General features: G+C 64.2%; 15 protein-coding genes. 5 read left to right on the forward strand and 10 right to left on the reverse strand.

What is annotated here, in order from left to right; all coding sequences use genetic code 11:
• Positions 1-16 precede the first annotated feature (16 nt).
• The 4 genes from PU133_RS00330 to PU133_RS00345 form a co-directional block, all read right to left on the reverse strand.
• Positions 17-1,399: a nicotinate phosphoribosyltransferase gene (locus PU133_RS00330; RefSeq protein ID WP_404863045.1), complete on the reverse strand. Its 1,383-nt coding sequence runs from the start codon at positions 1,397-1,399 to the stop codon at positions 17-19.
• A 46-nt stretch (positions 1,400-1,445) separates the two neighbouring features.
• On the reverse strand, positions 1,446-2,120 hold the full coding sequence (gene nth / locus PU133_RS00335; RefSeq protein ID WP_404863046.1) for an endonuclease III domain-containing protein: 675 nt from the start codon (positions 2,118-2,120) through the stop codon (positions 1,446-1,448).
• A 59-nt stretch (positions 2,121-2,179) separates the two neighbouring features.
• Positions 2,180-3,058: a methylated-DNA--[protein]-cysteine S-methyltransferase gene (locus PU133_RS00340; protein WP_404863047.1), complete on the reverse strand. Its 879-nt coding sequence runs from the start codon at positions 3,056-3,058 to the stop codon at positions 2,180-2,182.
• A gap of 73 nt (positions 3,059-3,131) precedes the next feature.
• Positions 3,132-5,411, reverse strand: a complete 2,280-nt coding sequence (locus tag PU133_RS00345) for an NADP-dependent malic enzyme (RefSeq protein WP_404864601.1) — start codon at positions 5,409-5,411, stop codon at positions 3,132-3,134.
• A 199-nt stretch (positions 5,412-5,610) separates the two neighbouring features.
• Here PU133_RS00345 and mutS point away from each other — a divergent pair, with 199 nt between their 5' ends.
• The 3 genes from mutS (at position 5,611) to PU133_RS00360 (ending at position 9,939) form a co-directional block, all read left to right on the forward strand.
• Complete coding sequence (mutS, locus tag PU133_RS00350) at positions 5,611-8,358, forward strand: DNA mismatch repair protein MutS (RefSeq protein ID WP_404864602.1); 2,748 nt, start codon at positions 5,611-5,613, stop codon at positions 8,356-8,358.
• A gap of 149 nt (positions 8,359-8,507) precedes the next feature.
• The gene (grpE, locus tag PU133_RS00355; RefSeq protein ID WP_404863048.1) at positions 8,508-9,209 is read left to right on the forward strand and encodes a nucleotide exchange factor GrpE; all 702 of its coding nucleotides are present in this window, start codon (positions 8,508-8,510) and stop codon (positions 9,207-9,209) included.
• Positions 9,210-9,306: 97 nt separating this feature from the next.
• Positions 9,307-9,939, forward strand: a complete 633-nt coding sequence (locus tag PU133_RS00360) for a trimeric intracellular cation channel family protein (protein WP_404863049.1) — start codon at positions 9,307-9,309, stop codon at positions 9,937-9,939.
• Between the two features lie 13 nt (positions 9,940-9,952).
• Here PU133_RS00360 and PU133_RS00365 read toward each other — a convergent pair whose 3' ends face one another.
• The 4 genes from PU133_RS00365 to def form a co-directional block, all read right to left on the reverse strand.
• Positions 9,953-10,945: an adenosine kinase gene (locus PU133_RS00365; protein ID WP_404863050.1), complete on the reverse strand. Its 993-nt coding sequence runs from the start codon at positions 10,943-10,945 to the stop codon at positions 9,953-9,955.
• 80 nt (positions 10,946-11,025) lie between these two features.
• Positions 11,026-11,769, reverse strand: coding sequence for a tRNA pseudouridine(38-40) synthase TruA (gene truA / locus PU133_RS00370; RefSeq protein ID WP_404863051.1), 744 nt, complete (start codon positions 11,767-11,769; stop codon positions 11,026-11,028).
• On the reverse strand, positions 11,769-12,704 hold the full coding sequence (gene fmt / locus PU133_RS00375) for a methionyl-tRNA formyltransferase (RefSeq protein ID WP_404863052.1): 936 nt from the start codon (positions 12,702-12,704) through the stop codon (positions 11,769-11,771). Before fmt ends, truA begins: the two co-directional genes overlap by 1 nt.
• A 39-nt stretch (positions 12,705-12,743) precedes the next feature.
• Positions 12,744-13,268, reverse strand: a complete 525-nt coding sequence (gene def / locus PU133_RS00380; RefSeq protein WP_404863053.1) for a peptide deformylase — start codon at positions 13,266-13,268, stop codon at positions 12,744-12,746.
• A 143-nt stretch (positions 13,269-13,411) separates the two neighbouring features.
• On the opposite strand from def, the gene PU133_RS00385 reads away from it, so the two are divergent.
• Together PU133_RS00385 and PU133_RS00390 are read left to right on the forward strand one after the other, a co-directional pair.
• Entirely contained in the window at positions 13,412-14,626 is a 1,215-nt protein-coding gene (locus tag PU133_RS00385; RefSeq protein ID WP_404863054.1) for a DNA recombination protein RmuC, read from the forward strand.
• 69 nt (positions 14,627-14,695) lie between these two features.
• On the forward strand, positions 14,696-15,610 hold the full coding sequence (locus PU133_RS00390) for a ribokinase (RefSeq protein ID WP_126006585.1): 915 nt from the start codon (positions 14,696-14,698) through the stop codon (positions 15,608-15,610).
• Between the two features lie 8 nt (positions 15,611-15,618).
• Here the strand turns inward: PU133_RS00390 and PU133_RS00395 are convergent, their stop codons facing one another.
• Both PU133_RS00395 and PU133_RS00400 read right to left on the reverse strand, forming a co-directional pair.
• On the reverse strand, positions 15,619-17,073 hold the full coding sequence (locus tag PU133_RS00395; protein ID WP_404863055.1) for a RimK family protein: 1,455 nt from the start codon (positions 17,071-17,073) through the stop codon (positions 15,619-15,621).
• Positions 17,073-18,182 (reverse strand): peptidase C39 family protein, encoded by a 1,110-nt coding sequence (locus tag PU133_RS00400; protein ID WP_404863056.1) that lies wholly within the window; start codon positions 18,180-18,182, stop codon positions 17,073-17,075. Before PU133_RS00400 ends, PU133_RS00395 begins: the two co-directional genes overlap by 1 nt.
• Positions 18,183-18,274: the final 92 nt, after the last annotated feature.

Here is an 18,274-nt window from a genome sequence, read left to right on the forward strand (position 1 = left end):
AGTTCCTAGTTGCGCTTCAGGATGCGGTCGCGCGGGCCCGGATGTCGGCAAAGGTCCAGTCCTTCAGCAATTTGCCGTCCTGCCAGACGGGTTCCATGAGGTTCACGTCTCCGTTCAAATCCTTGAGCGGCACCGCCTCGGGTCGGCCGTTCTTCAGGATGACGGCCTGGCGGTAGCGCTTGGAGGCCTTGCCGGGGTCGGTCTTCGGGTCCTTGGCAATGCCGTGCCACTGGCCTTCGCTGTCCTGGCGGGAATTGGCCTTCATGGCGAAGCGGAGCGTGTCGCGATTGACCTTCTGCAAGAGGCCGCCGCCCATGCCGAAGGCAAGGTTTTCCGACGACCAGCCGCGATCTTCGAGCCCTGTCAGCAGTCGGCGGATCATGTCGGGTGATATGCCGTCGCCCTGTATGACGCGCACCGCGGGATTGAGAACCTTGTAGCCCTTGGCGTTGACGGAGTGGCCGAAGATTTCGCCGAGCATCTCGATCGTGTCGATCGGCACCCGCGCCGCGTCGCCGGAATCGGGCCTGACTACCAGCGTGCCCCCGCTCGCCTCGACCTCGGCGCGCAATTCTCCGCCCCAGATCTTCTTAACGGCGCGGTAGAGATCGTAGCTGTCGGAGACGACGGCGACGAGCTTGCCCTTACCGCCGAACTGCACGAGCATGTTGCGGTAGGCATCCGTTTCGCGTTCTTCGCCCCAGCTGGTCATGGTGGAATGCTCTGCCGCCGGGATGGAGAAGCCGGCCATCTTCTCGTGGTAGAAGCGGCGGGCATAGACGACGCCGGCGACCGTGTCGGTGCCGAGGAAGCTGACGAGGTGCGCCGCCCCACCGATGCCCGCCTGTTCGGCCGACGTCGCGCCGCGCGCGCCGAAGTCGTGCAGGCGGAAGGGCAGCACTTCGTCCGGCGTCTCGCAGGTCCGCTCCAGCGATGCCTTGATCATGCCGCGCACCGAATGGGACACGGTGGCGACGGTGGACGGATACCAGACCGCGCGCAGAAGGGCTGTTTCCAGGAATGTCGGCAGCCAGAAGAAATCCGGGTCCGTGTTGCGGATCTGGACAAGCGGTGTACCTGTCGGCACCACCATGCCTTCCGGCAGCGCCTCGATCATCACCGGCATGGCACCGCCGTGCCGTTCGACAAGCAGTTCCCAGCCTTCGCGGTGAAATGGCAGGCCGTGCGCGGTCACGATGTCTGCGGCCTCCTCCACATCCTCGCGCGTCACGCGGCGGGACAGATAGTCCTTCAGGAACATCTGCAACCCGAAGAACAGCACATGGTCGTAGGCACCGCCGGAGCGCGCTTCGATATAGGCAGAGATGGCGGCCGTCTGCGGCGGATACTGCGCGAAATGCGAGTATTTGTAGCTGTCGGTGTTGAGGATAGGGTTCATGCTCATCTGTCCGAAGGAAAGCGCCGCCAAAATGATCTGACCGTCCTTAGCGCGGAACCGCTTTGCCCGGCCACTGGCAAATGTCGACAATGACACAATCGGCACAGCGCGGCGCGCGCGAGGTGCAGATCCGCTTACCGAACTGGATCAGCCAGAAATGCCCGTCCCGCATGGCCCAGCCCGGCGCGCGCGCCTCAAGTTGAGCCGCGGTCTGCGCTTCGGTCTTTCCTAATGCGAGGCCCGTGCGGTTGCAGACGCGGTGCACATGGGTGTCGACCGCGATCACGTCGGCGCCGAAGGTGAAGCTCATGACGATATCGGCGCATTTGCGCCCGATGCCGGGCAGCTTGAGAAGACCCTCGCGCGTGTCGGGCACGACGCCGTCATGCTCTTCGAGCAGCACCTCGCAGAAACGACGGATGTTGCGGGCTTTCATGTTGTAGAGGCCGGCCGGACGGATCGCGTCGATCAGGTCCTCTTCGGGCAGCTTCAGGATCGATCGCGGCGTGCGGGCCTTGGCAAACAGTGCCTTGCTGGCCGCAGCCGTGTTGCGATCGAGGCTCTGCGCCGACAGCATGCAGGAGATGCAGGAACGGAACGCATCCGGCTGCCCCTTCGGACCTTTGGCGTTCTTCGTGCGTCCTGGCATCGCCTTGGACAAGCGGGAAAAGAGCGTTTCGATTTCTTCTGGATCGAGCGGGCGTTCGGCGGCTGGCGTCATGCAAACGAAGCTAGCGCGCTTGGCACATGCTGACAGTGTCTGGCGGGTCAGCTTGCCGATCAGGCGGCGGTCTGCCCCGTTTCCCAGCCGAGCATCGCCCGCTTGCGCGTCAAGCCCCAGTGATAGCCCGTCAGATCGCCCGATTTTCCAAGCGCGCGATGGCACGGCACGACGAACGAGATGGGGTTGCGCCCGACAGCCGCGCCGACGGCACGCGACGCGGTCGGCTGGCCGATGTCGCGCGCGATATCGGAATAGGTGACGGCCTTGGCGAGCGGGATCGTCATCAGCGCCTGCCAGACGCGGATCTGAAAGTCCGATCCGATGAGCACGACATTCAGCGGCGCATCCGCCGTCCACCGCGCCGGATCGAAGATGCGGGTGGCATAGAGTGCCGTTGCGGCTGCATCCTCGACATAGGTGGCCCGGGGCCAGCGCGAGGCCATGTCCTCGAAGGCATCGCGGCGTTCGCCCGGGTCGTCGAAGGCAAGGCCGGCCAAGCCCCGATCCGTGATCATCACCAGCGCGGTGCCAAATGGCGAGGGATGGTAGCCATAGCGGATCGTCAGCCCCTCGCCCTTCGCCTTCCAAATACCGGGCGACATCGCTTCATGGGTGACGAAAAGATCGTGCAGCCGTCCGGGCCCCGAATAGCCGACCTCGAAGCTCGCATCGAGCAGCGGCAGCCCCTCCCGACCGAGCAGGCGTTTGGCATGATCGAGCGTCACGGCCTGCAGGAAGGCTTTCGGCGAAAGCCCCGCCCAGCGGGTGAAGACCTTCTGCAATTGAGTCGGCGACTGGCCGAGCTCCGCGGCGATCGTCTCCAACGTCGGCTGGCTGCGATAGTCGTTGGAAATCAGTTCGATCACGCCGCGCACGGTGTCGTAATCCGTGCCCTTCGGCGTGATCTCCGTTTGCAGGCGGGCAGCAATCGTCATGGCTGACATCTCCACTTCATGGGGTGGATATCACCACGATGGCCGCTTGCCCGCCACCCGATTCATGCGGCCATCAACTCGCGTTGAAGGCCGCAATGGCGGCGAGGTTCACGAGGTCCGTGTCCTTGGCGCTCATCGAGGCGATCTGGACGGATTTGTCGAGGCCGACCAGAAGCGGGCCGATCACGGTCGAACCGCCGAGTTCCTGCAGCATCTTCGTCGAGATCGAAGCCGAGTGGAACGCCGGCATCACGAGCACGTTCGCCGTGCCGGAAAGCCTGCAGAACGGATATTGCTCCATGATCTTCGGGTTGAGCGCGACGTCGGCGGCCATTTCGCCATCATATTCGAAATCGACGCGGCGCTTGTCGAGGATGCGGACCGCTTCCTTGACGCGATCGGAGCGCTCGCCGGACGGATGGCCGAAGGTGGAATAGGCCAGCATCGCGACGCGGGGCTCGTAGCCCATGCGCCGTGCAAGCCGGGCTGCCTCTTCGGCGATATCGGCCAGTTCCTCCGACGTCGGCATGTCGATGACCGCCGTATCGGCCACCAGCACGGTGCGGCCGCGGCAAAGCGCGAGCGACGCGCCGATAACGCGGTGGCCGGGCTTCACGTCGATCACGCGGCGCACGTCCTCGAGTGCCGTCGAATAATTGCGCGTCGTGCCCGTCACCATCGCATCCGCATCGCCGAGCGCGACCATGCAGGCGGCGAAATGGTTGCGGTCGTTGTTGATGAGGCGCTGGCAATCGCGCTGCAGGTAACCCTGCCGCTGAAGTCGGCCGTAGAGGTAATCCACATAGGCGTTCACGCGGTGCGACCGGCGGGCGTTGATGAGCTCGATACCCGGACGGTTGAGGTCGATGCCGGCCTTCTGCGCAGTTTCCTGCATCTGCTCGTCGCGGCCGAGAAGGATCGCGGTGCCGAGCTTCTGGTTCACATAGGAGACGGCGGCGCGCATGACCTGCTCTTCTTCGCCCTCGGCGAAGACGACTCGACGCGGGTGGCGCCGCACGCGCTCATAGATGCGCTGCAGGGTGGACGCGATCGGATCGCGGCGCGCCGACAACTCGTTGGCATAGGCCTCCATGTTGAGGATCGGCTTTTGCGCAACGCCGGAGTCCATCGCGGCCTTGGCGACGGCGAGCGGAATGGCGGAGATCAGGCGCGGATCGAACGGAACCGGGATGATGTATTGCGGGCCGAAACGCGGTCTGTTGCCGGAATAGGCGGCAGCCACGTCGTCCGGCACGTCCTCCCGCGCAAGCGCCGCCAGCGCTTCGGCCGCCGCGATCTTCATCGCGTCGTTGATCGTGGATGCACGCACGTCGAGCGCACCGCGGAAAATATAGGGGAAGCCAAGCACGTTGTTGACCTGGTTGGGATAGTCCGAACGCCCCGTTGCCATGATCGCATCGGTGCGGATGTCGGCGACTTCTTCGGGCGTGATTTCCGGATCCGGGTTCGCCATGGCGAAGATGATGGGATTGGGCGCCATGGAGCGGATCATGTCTTCCGTGAGCGCGCCTTTCACCGAGAGGCCGAACACGACGTCGGCGCCCTTCAGGGCATCGGCCAGCGTGCGGTCTTCGGTGACGATAGAATGCGCCGATTTCCACTGGTTGAGGCCCTCGGTGCGGTCCTTGTGGATGACGCCCTTGGTGTCGCAGAGCGTGACGTTGCCGGGCGTGAAGCCCATGGCCTTGATCAGTTCCACGCAGGCGATGGCGGCGGCACCCGCACCATTGACGACGAGCTTCGTCGTCTTCACGTCGCGGCCGGTGAGGTGCAGCGCGTTGATCAGACCGGCGGCGGCGATGATCGCCGTGCCATGCTGGTCGTCATGGAAGACCGGGATATCCATCAGTTCGCGCAGGCGCTGCTCGATGATGAAGCAATCGGGTGCCCGGATGTCTTCCAGGTTGATCCCGCCGAAGGAGGGTCCGAGATAGCGCACGCAGTTGATGAATTCGTCGACATTCTCGGTATCGACTTCGAGGTCGATGGAATCGACGTCGGCAAAGCGCTTGAAGAGCACCGCCTTGCCTTCCATGACGGGCTTGGAGGCCAGCGCGCCGAGATTGCCCAGGCCGAGAATGGCCGTGCCGTTTGAAATGACGGCGACCATGTTGCCACGCGTCGTGTAGTCGAAGGCGCGGGAGGGATCTTCGGCAATCGCCTTCACCGGCACGGCGACACCCGGCGAATAGGCGAGCGCGAGATCGCGCTGCGTCGCCATCGCCTTGGTCGGCGTCACCTCAAGCTTGCCGGGGCGTCCCCGCGCGTGAAAATCCAGCGCCTCCTGATCGGATATGCTGGACGCCGAACGGCCAGCCTTGCGCGGCTTCATTTCCATGGGCATGTTTCCTCATCATTTCGCGTCGCCGATTATTCGGCGCTTCTCGTCGCAGGCCGTTCTTGAGACGACTCTGAAACATCTTTATTCCTGTGGAGCGGGCTCGTGCAAACGTGCTTTCCGCCCCCGGGTCCCGCACACTAGACATCCCAAGCGAAATCGCAATTCGACAGGACGGACAGACCGCGTGCTCATGAAGAACGCTTCGTCGACAGAGTTGACCGCCGAGCGCCTGATCTCGGCCGAAAGCCTGTCGTCGGCGACGCCGATGATGGCGCAATTCATCGAAATCAAAGCCGCCAATCCGGATTCGCTGCTGTTCTATCGGATGGGCGATTTCTACGAACTTTTTTTCGATGACGCTGTTTCGGCGGCGCGCGCGCTCGGCATCACGCTGACGAAGCGCGGCCAGCACATGGGCGAAGACATTCCCATGTGCGGCGTGCCCGTGCATGCAGCCGACGATTATCTGCAGAAGCTGATCGCCCTTGGTTTCCGCGTCGCCGTCTGCGAGCAGATCGAAGACCCGGCCGAGGCGAAGAAGCGCGGGGGCAAGTCGGTCGTCCAGCGGGGCGTTACCCGGCTCGTGACGCCGGGCACGCTGACGGAAGAACGCCTGCTCGATCCGGCCGAGCCCAATTACCTGATGACGCTCACCCGGCTGAAATCGGCCGGCGATCGCGGCTTCGCGATTGCCTGGATCGACATTTCGACAGGTGTCTTCAGGGTTGCGGAAACGGATGCCTCGCGGCTCGTCGCCGACATTCTGCGCATCGATCCGCGCGAAGTGCTGGTGCCCGACACGCTGTTCCACGATCCGGACATGCGCGCTGCGATGGACGTGCTCGGGCGCATCGTCATGCCGCAGCCGGCGGTGCTGTTCGATGGGACAAGTGCTGAGGGCCGTGTCGCCCGGTTTTTCGGCGTCGCAACGCTTTCGGGCTTCGGCAATTTCTCCCGCGCCGAACTCTCCGCAGCGGCTGCGGCGATCGGCTATGTCGAGAAGACGCAGCTTGCCGAGCGACCGCCCCTCTCGCGCCCGCAGCGCGACGAAGCGGGATCGACGCTCTTCATCGATCCTGCCACGCGGGCCAATCTGGAACTGACGCGCACGCTTTCCGGCAGCCGTGACGGCTCGCTCCTCAAGGCGATCGACCGGACCGTCACCGGCGGTGGAGCCCGTCTCCTCGCCGAACGGCTGACCGCGCCTTTGACCGACCCGGATGCCATCGACCGCCGTCTCGATGCGATCGCGTGGCTGATGGCGGAGCCACGCCTTGCCGACGGCCTGACCGATCACCTCAAGCAAATGGCGGACATGCCGCGCGCGCTGTCGCGCATTGCGCTGAACCGTGGCGGACCGCGCGATCTCGGAAGCCTCCGCCAAGGCCTCACGACCGCGCGCGCCATCGGCCAGATGCTTGCCGAGCGCGATCTGCCAGAGGAGCTTGCCGAGGCGCGTGACGCGCTCGGCCGCCTGCCGCTTTCGCTGATTGCCGAGCTCGAGGCGACGCTCGACGACGAGTTGCCGCTGCTCAGGCGCGAGGGTGGCTTCGTGCGTCCCGGCCGCGACGGCGAGCTCGACGAGATGCGGGCACTGCGCGACGACACGCGCCGGGTCATCGCCTCGCTGCAGGCGCGCTACGGCGAGGAGACCGGCGTCAAGTCACTGAAGATCCGACACAACAACGTGCTCGGCTATTACATCGAGGTGACCGCCGGCAATGCCGGACCGCTTACAAGCGACGAAGGCCGGGAGCGCTTCATTCACCGCCAGTCCATGGCGAATGCCATGCGGTTCACGACGACGGAACTCGCGGATCTGGAATCGAAGATCGCCAATGCTGCCGGCTGGGCGATCGCGATTGAGCTCTCGATCTTCGACACGCTGTCCGCACAGGTGGTCGCCAGCGCCGACCCCATCCGGGAAGCAGCGCATGCGATTTCCGTCATGGACGTCGCGCGCGCGCTCGCCGCGCTCGCCGAAGAACAGGGCTATTGCCGCCCGATCGTCGACCGCTCGATGGATTTCGCCATCACGGCAGGCCGCCACCCGGTGGTGGAGCAGGCGCTGAGGCGCCAGGCGAGCGACCCGTTCGTTGCGAATGATTGCGACCTGTCGCCGCCGGAGGGTGCAAAGCATGGCGCGCTCTGGCTTCTGACCGGCCCCAACATGGGCGGTAAGTCGACCTTCCTGCGCCAGAATGCGCTGATTGCGGTCATGGCGCAGATGGGTTCCTTCGTTCCGGCGGGTGCTGCCCGCATCGGCGTGATCGACCGGCTGTTCAGCCGTGTCGGCGCGTCGGACGATCTGGCGCGCGGGCGCTCCACTTTCATGGTCGAGATGGTCGAGACGGCCGCGATCCTCAATCAGGCAAGCGAGCGATCGCTGGTCATCCTGGACGAGATCGGCCGCGGCACGGCGACCTTCGACGGGCTGTCGATCGCCTGGGCAGCGGTGGAATATCTGCACGAAGCCAACCGCTGCCGCGGGCTTTTCGCGACGCATTATCACGAGCTGACGGCACTTTCGGAAAGGCTCGCCCGGCTTTCCAACGCGACGATGCGGGTGAAGGAATGGCAGGGCGAAGTGATTTTCCTGCATTCGGTCGGCCAGGGTGCCGCGGACCGGTCCTATGGCATCCAGGTGGCGCGGCTTGCAGGCCTGCCCGACAGTGTCGTTGCCAGGGCGCGCGACGTGCTTGCCCAGCTGGAAGAAAACGACCGCAAGAGCCCCGCCGCCAATCTCGTCGACGACCTGCCGCTTTTTGCCGCCTCGATGCGGCAGACGAAGCCGGAAAGCGCCGCCTTGCCGTCGGCTTTATCGGGTCTGGCGATTGAACTCGCCGCCGTCAATCCGGATGAGCTCAGCCCGAGGGAAGCGCTCGAGGTGCTTTACAGGCTGAAAAGCCTTGCCGTAGATGGCTCGCCCAAAGGCTGAAGGCGACGACATCCTTGATTTTTGGCGCCCGAACGTCGATATGCGCCCCAAGAGAATTCGCCGCCGTTACCGAAGTCGCTTGTCACGCAATCGCGCGTTGGCAGCCGGAGCGGTGCAACTTCAGGCCGACAGGGAATGAAACGAGCGTCATGACCGACGACACGAAGAAGACGACCGAAACCACCCACCAGGACGGCGCAAACGAGCGCATGGAAGAAGCGGTGAAGGCTGCCGAGTCCGCGTTCGACGAGCCTCACGCCGGGCATGACGATGGCGCGCCGGACAATTCCGAGGCGATCGCCCTCCTCGTCGACGGCCTGAAGGCCGAGAATGCCGATCTCAAGGATCGCTACCTCCGCCTTGCCGCCGACATGGACAATCTGCGCCGTCGCACCGAGCGCGACGTGAAGGATGCGCGTTCCTATTCGATCGCCAATTTCGCGCGCGACATGCTTGCCGTTTCCGACAATCTGCGCCGTGCGCTCGATGCCATTCCGGCGGAATCGCGCGAAGCCGGGGATGACGGCTTCAAGGCGCTCGTCGAAGGCGTCGAGATGACCGAACGCGCGATGCTGTCGGCGCTGGAACGGCACGGCGTGGCAAAGCTGAAGCCGGAAGGCCAGCGTTTCGATCCCAATTTCCACCAGGCCATGTTCGAAATCCCGAACCCGGACGTGCCGAACAACACCGTCATGCAGGTGGTGCAGGATGGCTACGTGATCGGCGAACGCGTTCTGCGCCCGGCCATGGTCGGAGTCGCCAAGGGCGGCCCGAAGCAGCCTGTGGAGCCGAAGCCGGAAGCCGGTGCGGAACCCGGCGCACCGAACGGCGAGGCCGAGCGGGACGCGTAAGCCTCAGGGCCAGACCTGCTACAATTGACGCGCCCGGGATCCGGGCCATAGAAAAGGCCGGCCAGTCCGGCCTTTTCACGTTTTCAGGACCGCTTGAATGCCGATCATCGACCTGCTCGACTATGCCGGCGTTGCGGTCTTTGCGGCAACCGGCGCGCTTGCGGCTTCGCGCAAGCAGCTCGATATCATCGGCTTTATCTTTCTGGCGGCCGTGACGGGCATCGGCGGCGGCACGCTGCGCGATCTCATCCTCGACGTGCCTGTGCTCTGGGTGGCCGATCCGGCCTATATCCTGGTCTGCGCGCTTGTCGCCGTCACCGTCTTCTTCACCGCGCACCTGTTCGAGTCGCGCTACAAGCTTCTGCTCTGGCTCGATGCGATAGGGCTTTCCGCCTATTGCGTTATGGGCGCCGCGAAAGGCTATGCCGTGACCGGGTCAGCCACGGTCGCCATCGTCATGGGCGTGCTCACATCCACCTTCGGCGGCATTTTGCGCGACATGCTCGCGGGTGAGCCCTCCGTCCTCATGCGCCCGGAAATCTATGTCACCGCCGCTCTCTCAGGAGCCGCGACTTACACGTTTCTGGCCGAAGCCGGGCTACCGGTGATCGTCGCAACGCTCTCAGGCGTCATCGTCGCCTTCATCGTGCGCGGCGGCGCGCTGAAGAACGGCTGGACCTTCAAACCCTACCGAGCCCGCCCGGGCCGCAAGCCGGAAGACATCATGTAGATCAGCAAACGCCTCATCCCAGTCCGTGCGCCTTCGCCTCGTCGCGGAGCGACTGCAGGGGGCGGGGGCCGATTTGCTGGATGACGAGGCCGGCGGCGAGCGAGCCCAGTCGGCCGCAGGTGGCGAGGTCGCGGCCCTGGGTATAGCCGTAAAGAAAGCCGGCGGCGTAGAGATCGCCTGCGCCGGTCGTGTCGACCAGTTCCTCGATGGCGAGGGGCTCGACGATGACGCGCTCGTCGCCGGTGACGACGATCGAGCCCTTTTCGCTCATGGTGACGACCGCGAGGCGGCAATCCTTGGCAATGCGTTCCAGAGCTTCTTCGAGGCTCTCGGTCTCATAGAGCGATTTTGCCTCGCTGGCATTGGCGAAGACGATGTCGACCGTTCCCGAGCGCATCAGATCAAGGAATTCCGCCCGGTAGCGATCCACGCAAAATGGGTCGGAAAGCGTCATCGACATCTCCCGGCCATTGGCATGAGCGATGCGGGCACATTCGCGGATCGCTTCCTTGGCGCGGGGCGGATCCCAGAGATAGCCTTCGAAATAGGTGACCTTGGCGGATGCGACGACCGCCTCGTCGACGTCGTCCGGTCCGAGTTCGACGCAGGCGCCGAGATAGGTGTTCATCGAGCGCTCGCCATCGGGCGTGACGAAGATCATGGAGCGTGCCGTCGGCGGGGGCGAAGCGAGCGGTGCCGTTTCGAAATGCACGCCTTGAGCGCGGATGTCGTGCGCGTAGATTGCGCCGAGCTGGTCCTTGGCGACCTTGCCGAAGAAGGCGGCCTTGCCGCCGAAACTTGCGATGCCCGCTGCCGTGTTGCCGGCCGAGCCACCGGAGGCTTCGACAGCCGGACCCATCCGGTCGTAGAGCGTCTCGGCGCGTTCGGCATCGATCAGGTTCATCGCGCCCTTGATGATGGCATTGTCGTTGAGGAACGCATCGTCACAGCGGGCGATGATGTCGACAATGGCATTGCCGATGCACAGGACGTCGATGGAAGACATGAAGGGTTCCGGAGCTGTTGGAGAAGCGGGCCGTCCGCTGTTCTAGAGGTGCTGCAGTTCGATTGAAAGCAGCGATGGGCTCAATAGTCGACGCTTGCGAAATAGAGCCCGTCGGGCGGTGCGACAGGGCCACATTTCTGGCGATCGCGCGCTTCCAGCGCGGCGGTCATGGTGTCGGCGCTCCAGCGGCCTTCGCCCACGAGCTTGAGGGACCCTGCAAAAGAGCGGATCTGGTTGTGCAGGAAGCTCTGGGCCGAAGCGTGGATCTCGATCACCTCCCCGCTGCGCGATACATCCAGCAGGTCGAGCGTGCGCACCGGGTTCTTCGCCTGACACTGGACGGAGCGGAAGGTCGTGAAATCGTGGCGTCCGACCAGGCGCTGCGCCGCCTCGTGCATGGCGTCGGCATCGAGATGGCGCGGCACCCGCCACGCGCGGTCGCGAAGTACGGTCAGCGGCGCCGCGCGGTTGACGATGCGGTAGACATAATGCCGTTTCAGCGCCGAAAAGCGCGCATCGAACTCTTCGGTCACCAGGTCGACGGCGAGGATCGCGACGGCATCACGGGCCTTGATCAGATGCGCGTTGACGGCGTTGCGAACGGTCTCGACCGGCCAGTCGCGCGCCAGGTCCACGTGGCCGACCTGGCCGAGCGCATGGACGCCCGCATCGGTGCGGCCGGCGCCTTTTACGGTCACCGTCTCGCCGCTGAAGCCGAAGATCGCAGCCTCGATGGCGCCCTGCACGGAGCGGCCATTGTCCTGGCGCTGCCAGCCGACGAAGCTCGAGCCGTCATATTCGATGGTCAGCTTGTAGCGCGGCATCAGGAGAGGACCGTGCCCTTCACGATGCGGCCGCCGCGCTGGAAGTCGTCCGCCGCCAGCGGCTTGCCGCCGGCACGCTGCAGCTTCACGAGGCGCACCGCGCCGTCCGCGCAGGCAATGGACAAATCGTCATCCAGCACCGTTCCGGGCGCGCCGCTGCCTTCTACGAGGCGCGATGCCAGCACCTTCACGCGCTCGGGCTTGCCGGCGAACTCCGCTTCGAACCACGCGCCTGGGAAGGGCGAAAGGCCGCGTATGTGGTTGTGGACCTCCGCAGCCGGTTTGGAAAAGTCGATGCGCGTTTCGGCCTTGTCGATCTTGCGGGCATAGGTCGCGCCCTCTTCTGGCTGCTGGGTCAGGGTCAGCGTGCCGGCCTCCAGCGCCTTCATCGCGCGGGCCATCAGGCTGCCGCCGATCACCATCAAGCGGTCGTGAAGTTCGCCGGTGGTCATGTCGGGATCGATCGTCACGCGCTCGGTGAGGGCAACGGGGCCGGTGTCGAGGCCGGCATCCATCTTCATCACCATCATGCCAGTTTCCGCGTCGCCCGCCATGATCGCGCGGTGAATGGGGGCCGCGCCGCGCCAGCGCGGCAGGAGCGACGCATGGCCGTTGAAGCAGCCGTGATGGGGCGCATCGAGGATCGGCTGCGGCAAGAGCATCCCATAGGCGACGACGACGGCGACGTCAGGTTTCAGCGCAGCGAAAGCTGCCTGCTCCTCGGCGCTTTTCAGGCTTGTCGGCGTGCGCACGTCAAAGCCCAGGAGTTCGGCCTGCTGGTGCACGGGCGACTTGACGGGAGCCAGGCCTCGACGGCCACCGGGCCGTGGCGGCTGGGTGTAGACGGCGAGGATCTGATGCCCGTCCTGCGCCAAGGCGGCAAGCGTCGGCACCGCAAATTCCGGCGTTCCCATGAAGACGATCTTCAACGGCATCGGATCTCTTTCCGCAGACGCAGCCGCCTGCCGGCCAGTTCAGAGCGCCGAGGCCGGCCGCGACTTGGCGAGCTTGGTGAATTTGCGCACGACCATATCGCGCTTCAGCTTCGAAATGTGGTCGATGAAGAGCACGCCGTTCAAATGGTCGAGTTCATGCTGGAGGCAAGTGGCGAGAAGGCCATCGGCCTCGACGGTGCGCTCGTGACCGTCGATGTCCAGGTGACGCACGGTGACCCGTGCCGGTCGCTCGACCTCGGCATAATAGTCGGGGATGGAGAGGCAGCCCTCTTCATAGACCGACCGTTCATCCGAGGATGCCAGGATCTCCGGGTTGATGAAAATCTGGGGCTGGCGGCCCTCCTCTTCCTTCGCGACATCGATCACCAGCAGTCGGCGCGGCACACCGATCTGGATGGCGGCCAGGCCGATGCCCGGCGCATCATACATGGTCTCGAGCATATCATCGACGAGCCGGCGCACGTCGCCATCGACGCGTTCGAGCGGCTCGGAGTGCTGGCGCAGCACGGGATCGGGAAGGAGGACGAGTGGCTTGATGGTCATGCCCGGCAATTAAGCATCGCCGGCTTTCTCGTCAATCTTCCGCTTGCGCAACGAGGCCTCTGGGCTTGCAGGTCACCGCGAGACCGTTAAGCCTGTTCACGTTTTGATCTGGCATGGAGCAGAAATCCGTGTAGGATTTGGGGATGGTCGACTTGTCTCTCCTCGCGCAGCCTCTCTTCACCCTCGGCGATACCGCCGTCAGCTTCGGCATGGCTGGTGCTGCGTTGCTGGTGGTTCTCGCCATCCTGTGGATGTGGCGCTCCGCCGTCCGGCGTACCGAACGTGCCGAGCTCGTGCAAGCGGCGGAGGAGAGCGAGCAGCGGCTTGCCGAGATCCTCAAGGCGCAGTCGGAAATGCAGGGACGCATGGCGACCATGGCCGAGCTTTTCGGCGCACGGCAGGCGGAACTCAATCAGTCGATCCAGCAGCGGCTGGACGGCATGACGCAGCGGCTCGGCACGACGCTCACCGAGCAGACGCGCTCGACACACGAGAACCTGACGAAGCTTCAGGAGCGCCTTGCCGTCATCGACACGGCGCAGAACAACATCCAGTCGCTCGCCAAGGATGTCGTGGGGCTGCAGGCGATCCTCACGAACAAGCAGACGCGCGGTGCGTTCGGCCAGTCGCGCATGGAAACCATTATCGCCGATGCGCTGCCGATGGGCAGCTACACTTTTCAAGCGACGCTTTCCAACAATCAGCGGCCCGACTGCCTGATCCATATGCCGAATGGACAGCCCTCGCTTGCGATCGACGCCAAGTTTCCGCTCGAAGCGTGGCATGCCATCCGGGCGGCGGAGAATGCGGAAGCGGCGAAGCCGGCTGCGCAACAGTTTCGCCGTGACATGGACGTGCATATCCGAGCCATTTCGGAAAAATATTTGATCAAGGGCGAGACGCAGGACACGGCGTTTCTCTTCGTGCCGTCGGAATCGATCTTCGCCGAAATCCACGAGAATTTCGAGGAGATCGTCCAACGCGCGCACCGTGCCCGCGTTGTCATCGTCTCGCCCTCGCTGCTCATGCTGTCGATCCAGGTGGTGCAGGCGATACTGCGTGACCAGCGCATGCGCGAACAGGCGCATCTCATCCAAGGCGAAGTGGGAAAGCTGATGATGGATCTGACGCGGCTCGATCAGCGCGTGCGGAACCTGCAGACCCATTTCGGCCAGACGCAGAAAGACATCGACCAGATCGTCACTTCGACCGACAAGCTCGCCAAGCGGGGAGCCCGGATCGAGGCACTGGAACTCGAGGCACCCGGTGCCGACACCGCTCAGCCAGCCGCCGAGCCGACCCAGGCGGTCGAGAGCCGCACCGGGTCGTTGCGGCTGCGCGTGGTGGAAGAAGACTGACACCCCCTTGCCGGCCCAGCCGAAAAAGGCAGAGTGGCCGGCGCATTCAAGCGGGGAGACAATCAGGGCATGATCACCGTCGTCGGCTCCATCAACATGGACCTCATCGCCAATGTCGCGCGATTGCCGAAACCGGGCGAGACGCTGGCGGGCACTGCGTTTGCCACTGCAGCCGGTGGCAAGGGCGCCAACCAGGCGCTGGCCGCGCGCCGCGCCGGCGCCGATGTGGCGATGGTGGGTGCCGTTGGAGCGGATGGCTTTGCCGATGAGGCGCTCGCGCTTCTCGCCGAAGCGGGAGCCGATCTCGATAAGGTGGCTCGCGTCGAAGGCGCCACCGGCATCGCCTCGATTCTGGTCGGTGCAGAAGACGGCGACAATGTCATCGTGGTCGTCGCCGGTGCCAATGGTGAAGTTAGCGCGGATGCGGCAAAAGCGGCCGTCGACCGGATGGGCAAGGACGATACGCTGCTTCTGCAGATGGAAATACCGGCGCCTGCGATCGAAGCGGCGCTGAACGCGGCGCGCGACAGGAGCATCCGCAGCATCCTCAATGTCGCGCCCCTGACGGAGGATGCAATCACGCTCGCTCCGCTCGCCAGCATCGTCATCGCCAATGAAACGGAATTTGCGTTGCTCTGCCGTGCCAAGGACCAGTCTGCGGCCGAGCGTGAGGATGCGATGCAGGCGATGAGCCGGGACCGCGACCAGACGATCATCGTGACGCTTGGCGCCGATGGCGTGATGGCCTTTCACGAAGGCCGGATGCATCACGTGCAGGGGCTATCGATCAAGCCGGTCGATACGGTCGGCGCGGGCGACACGTTCTGCGGCTATCTCGCAACCGGGCTCGATGCCGGCCTCGATTTCGAGCTGGCGCTCCGGCGCGCGGCCGCTGCCGGCAGCCTCGCCTGTCTCAAGCCCGGCGCGCAGCCCTCGATCCCCACGGCTGTGGAGGTCGATGCCGCGCTGGCCGACACCCAGTAAGCGGGCGCTCAACCCTCGAGGCGTTCGAGGAACCAGTTGGTCAGCCTGGTCCAGACTTCATCCTTCTCGGCGAAATCCTCGACACCATGTTCTAGGTTCGGATTGTCGTTGACCTCGATCACGAACACGCCATCGTCGGTCTCTTTGAGATCGACGCCATAGAACCCGTCGCCGATGCAGCGCGCAGCACGCAGGCCCGTGTCGAGCACGAGCGGTGGCGCGGATGCCAGCGAAAAACCACGGAAGCCGCCTTCGAGCGGCTTGCCGCCGGTATCGTGCTTGATGATCTGCCAGTGTTCCTTGGCCATCAGATACTGCACCGCGAACAGCGGTTTGCCGCCAAGCACCCCGATGCGCCAGTCATAGGCCGTGGGCATGAATTTCTGCGCCAGCAGCAGGTCGGAATCCTCAAGCCAGGTCGTTGCGAGCGCCTTCAGCTCTTCAAGAGACCCCACCTTGGAGACGCCGCGCGAAAATGACGAATCCGGGATCTTCAGCACCATCGGAAATCCCAGAAGATCGGCGGCGCGCGGCAGGTCGTCTATGCCAGCAATCATCACCGTCTTCGGCACAGGGATGCCGTTTCCAGCCATCAGCTCGTCGAGATAGACCTTGTTGGTGCAGCGGATCATCGAAACCGGATCGTCGATCACCGGCATGCCTTCCTGCTGGGCACGGCGCGCGAAGCGATAGGTGTGGTTGGAGATCGACGTCGTTTCGCGGATGAAGAGCGCATCGTAGTTGGCAAGCCGCGACAGGTCGCGCTTGCCGATCGGCTCCACTTCCACACCCATGCGGGCGGCGATCCGCGCCCAGTGCTTCAGGCTCGATATGGACGATGGTGGCAATGCCTCGTTGGCGTCGACGAGGGTGGCGAAGGTGTATTTCGCCGGTGTCTTGGCCTTGGCGTCGCGCCATTGCCGGCCCGTGTAGCGGTTGAGGCATTCGAAGAAGAATGCGCGCTCCTTGTCGGAAAGCTTCGTCACCGAACCGAGCGCCACCTTCGGGATCGACAGCCAGGCGCCATTGTCCTTGATCGTGACCTCGACGAAGGGCGCGCGAAACCAGTCGAAGACGAGGCGGGCGAAGCGTTCCAGACGCTGGTCGGCGGTATAGCCGAAGAAGATGTTGAGCCGGGTCGGCCGCTCGCCGGCCTTGGCGCAGACCTTGTTCAGCGTGTCCTCGAGTTCGGGGATCGCGTTTTCGTAGAGCTTGCGCGCCGACAGGTCGATGATCGTCTCGACCGACGGAATCACGCGCTGCCCGCGCGCGCCGGCAAGCAACGAGGCATAATAGCCACGGCTCTGATAGCGATAGGATCGCGCCAGGTTGATGATGTTCGGGCGGGAGCCCCGGAAAAGCTCCGGCCGCGCGAGGTAGTCGCGGGTCGCAAGCACTTTGTGGGAGGTCGCCGCATGGTCGATGTCGTTCATGCGCGACGACAGGATCACCCAGTTGAACATCAGGAACGTCTGCCTTTCAGGATCACCGCAGCGCGCAGGTTGGAGCGGCCGAAACGCGTGATGCGATCGAATATGTCGTAGGGAACCGGCAGATTGGACGCGTCCGACGCCGTTTCGGACGTTTTCTCTTCCACCCACGGATCATTGATAATCAGGTGCCGACCATCGTCACCATGCACGAGCACCCAGTGCGGCACCTTCTTGCCGAACATGTAGTAGCCGGAGATCAGGACGATGGCCGAATGGCCCCGTTCGATCGCCGCCCGGATCGTATGCAGCGAAGCGGCAAAATTGAGGACGGGAATGGCCGCTTCTTCCACCCGACGCCGAAAATCGCGCTGGGCCAGTTCCATCACCTGGCGCTTTTCCAGGTTTCGAACGGTATCTAGGAAAAGAACGTTGGTATCGGTGACGTAAATCTCCGGCTCGAGCCCATAGGCATGGGCCGTGACGGCGAGGCCGAACGGCTCGCAGCCGCCCATGCCGGACATCATGAAAACCGTTGTCGCTTCGCGCCAGAAACGGATCTCCCAGACCGGATCCAGATAATCGCGCGACACATAGCGCGCGAGCGCCATGTTGAGGCAGGCGGCGCCGCAGGTAAAATCCGTCGTCTGCTCGTAAAACGGCGTTTCGTAGTCCTGATGTTCATCATCCCGCAGCCGCTTCTCGAAGCGCAAAGCGCGGCTGTGATCCTCGTAATAATCCTCGTAGACGCCGATGCGGCGATATCCCGACCGCTTATAGAGCGATATCGCCGGCATGTTGTCCTCGCGCACCTCAAGGCGCAGAAGGAAGCGATCATGCTGCTTGGCGGCCTCCTCGGCCTTGGCGAGCAGCGCCTTGCCGACACCATGCCCCTTTGCGTCGGGCGCCACGCCGATCGAGTACAGGCGGGCGAGGCCCGTGCCCTTGCGAAACAAAAGCATCGCATAACCGACGATGCGATTTGCCTCGTCCTGCGCGACGATCGTCTCGGCCGTAGGCCGGTTGATCAGCGCACGGAAGGAGCGTCTTGAAATCCGGTCCGTGGCAAAGACGGCATTTTCGATGGCGAGAAGGGCATCGATGTCATCGTGGGTGGCGGGACGTATCCGCAGAGCGGACATGGGAACACTTCCAAAAGGTGCGCCGTGTGGGGCACGGCTGCTTTGCATGGGCCGACCTTATCACCGGCACGCGGAGCGGCGGAATGCCCCAA

It is taken from the genome of Georhizobium sp. MAB10 (assembly GCF_045012825.1).
GTDB lineage: Bacteria > Pseudomonadota > Alphaproteobacteria > Rhizobiales > Rhizobiaceae > Georhizobium > Georhizobium profundi.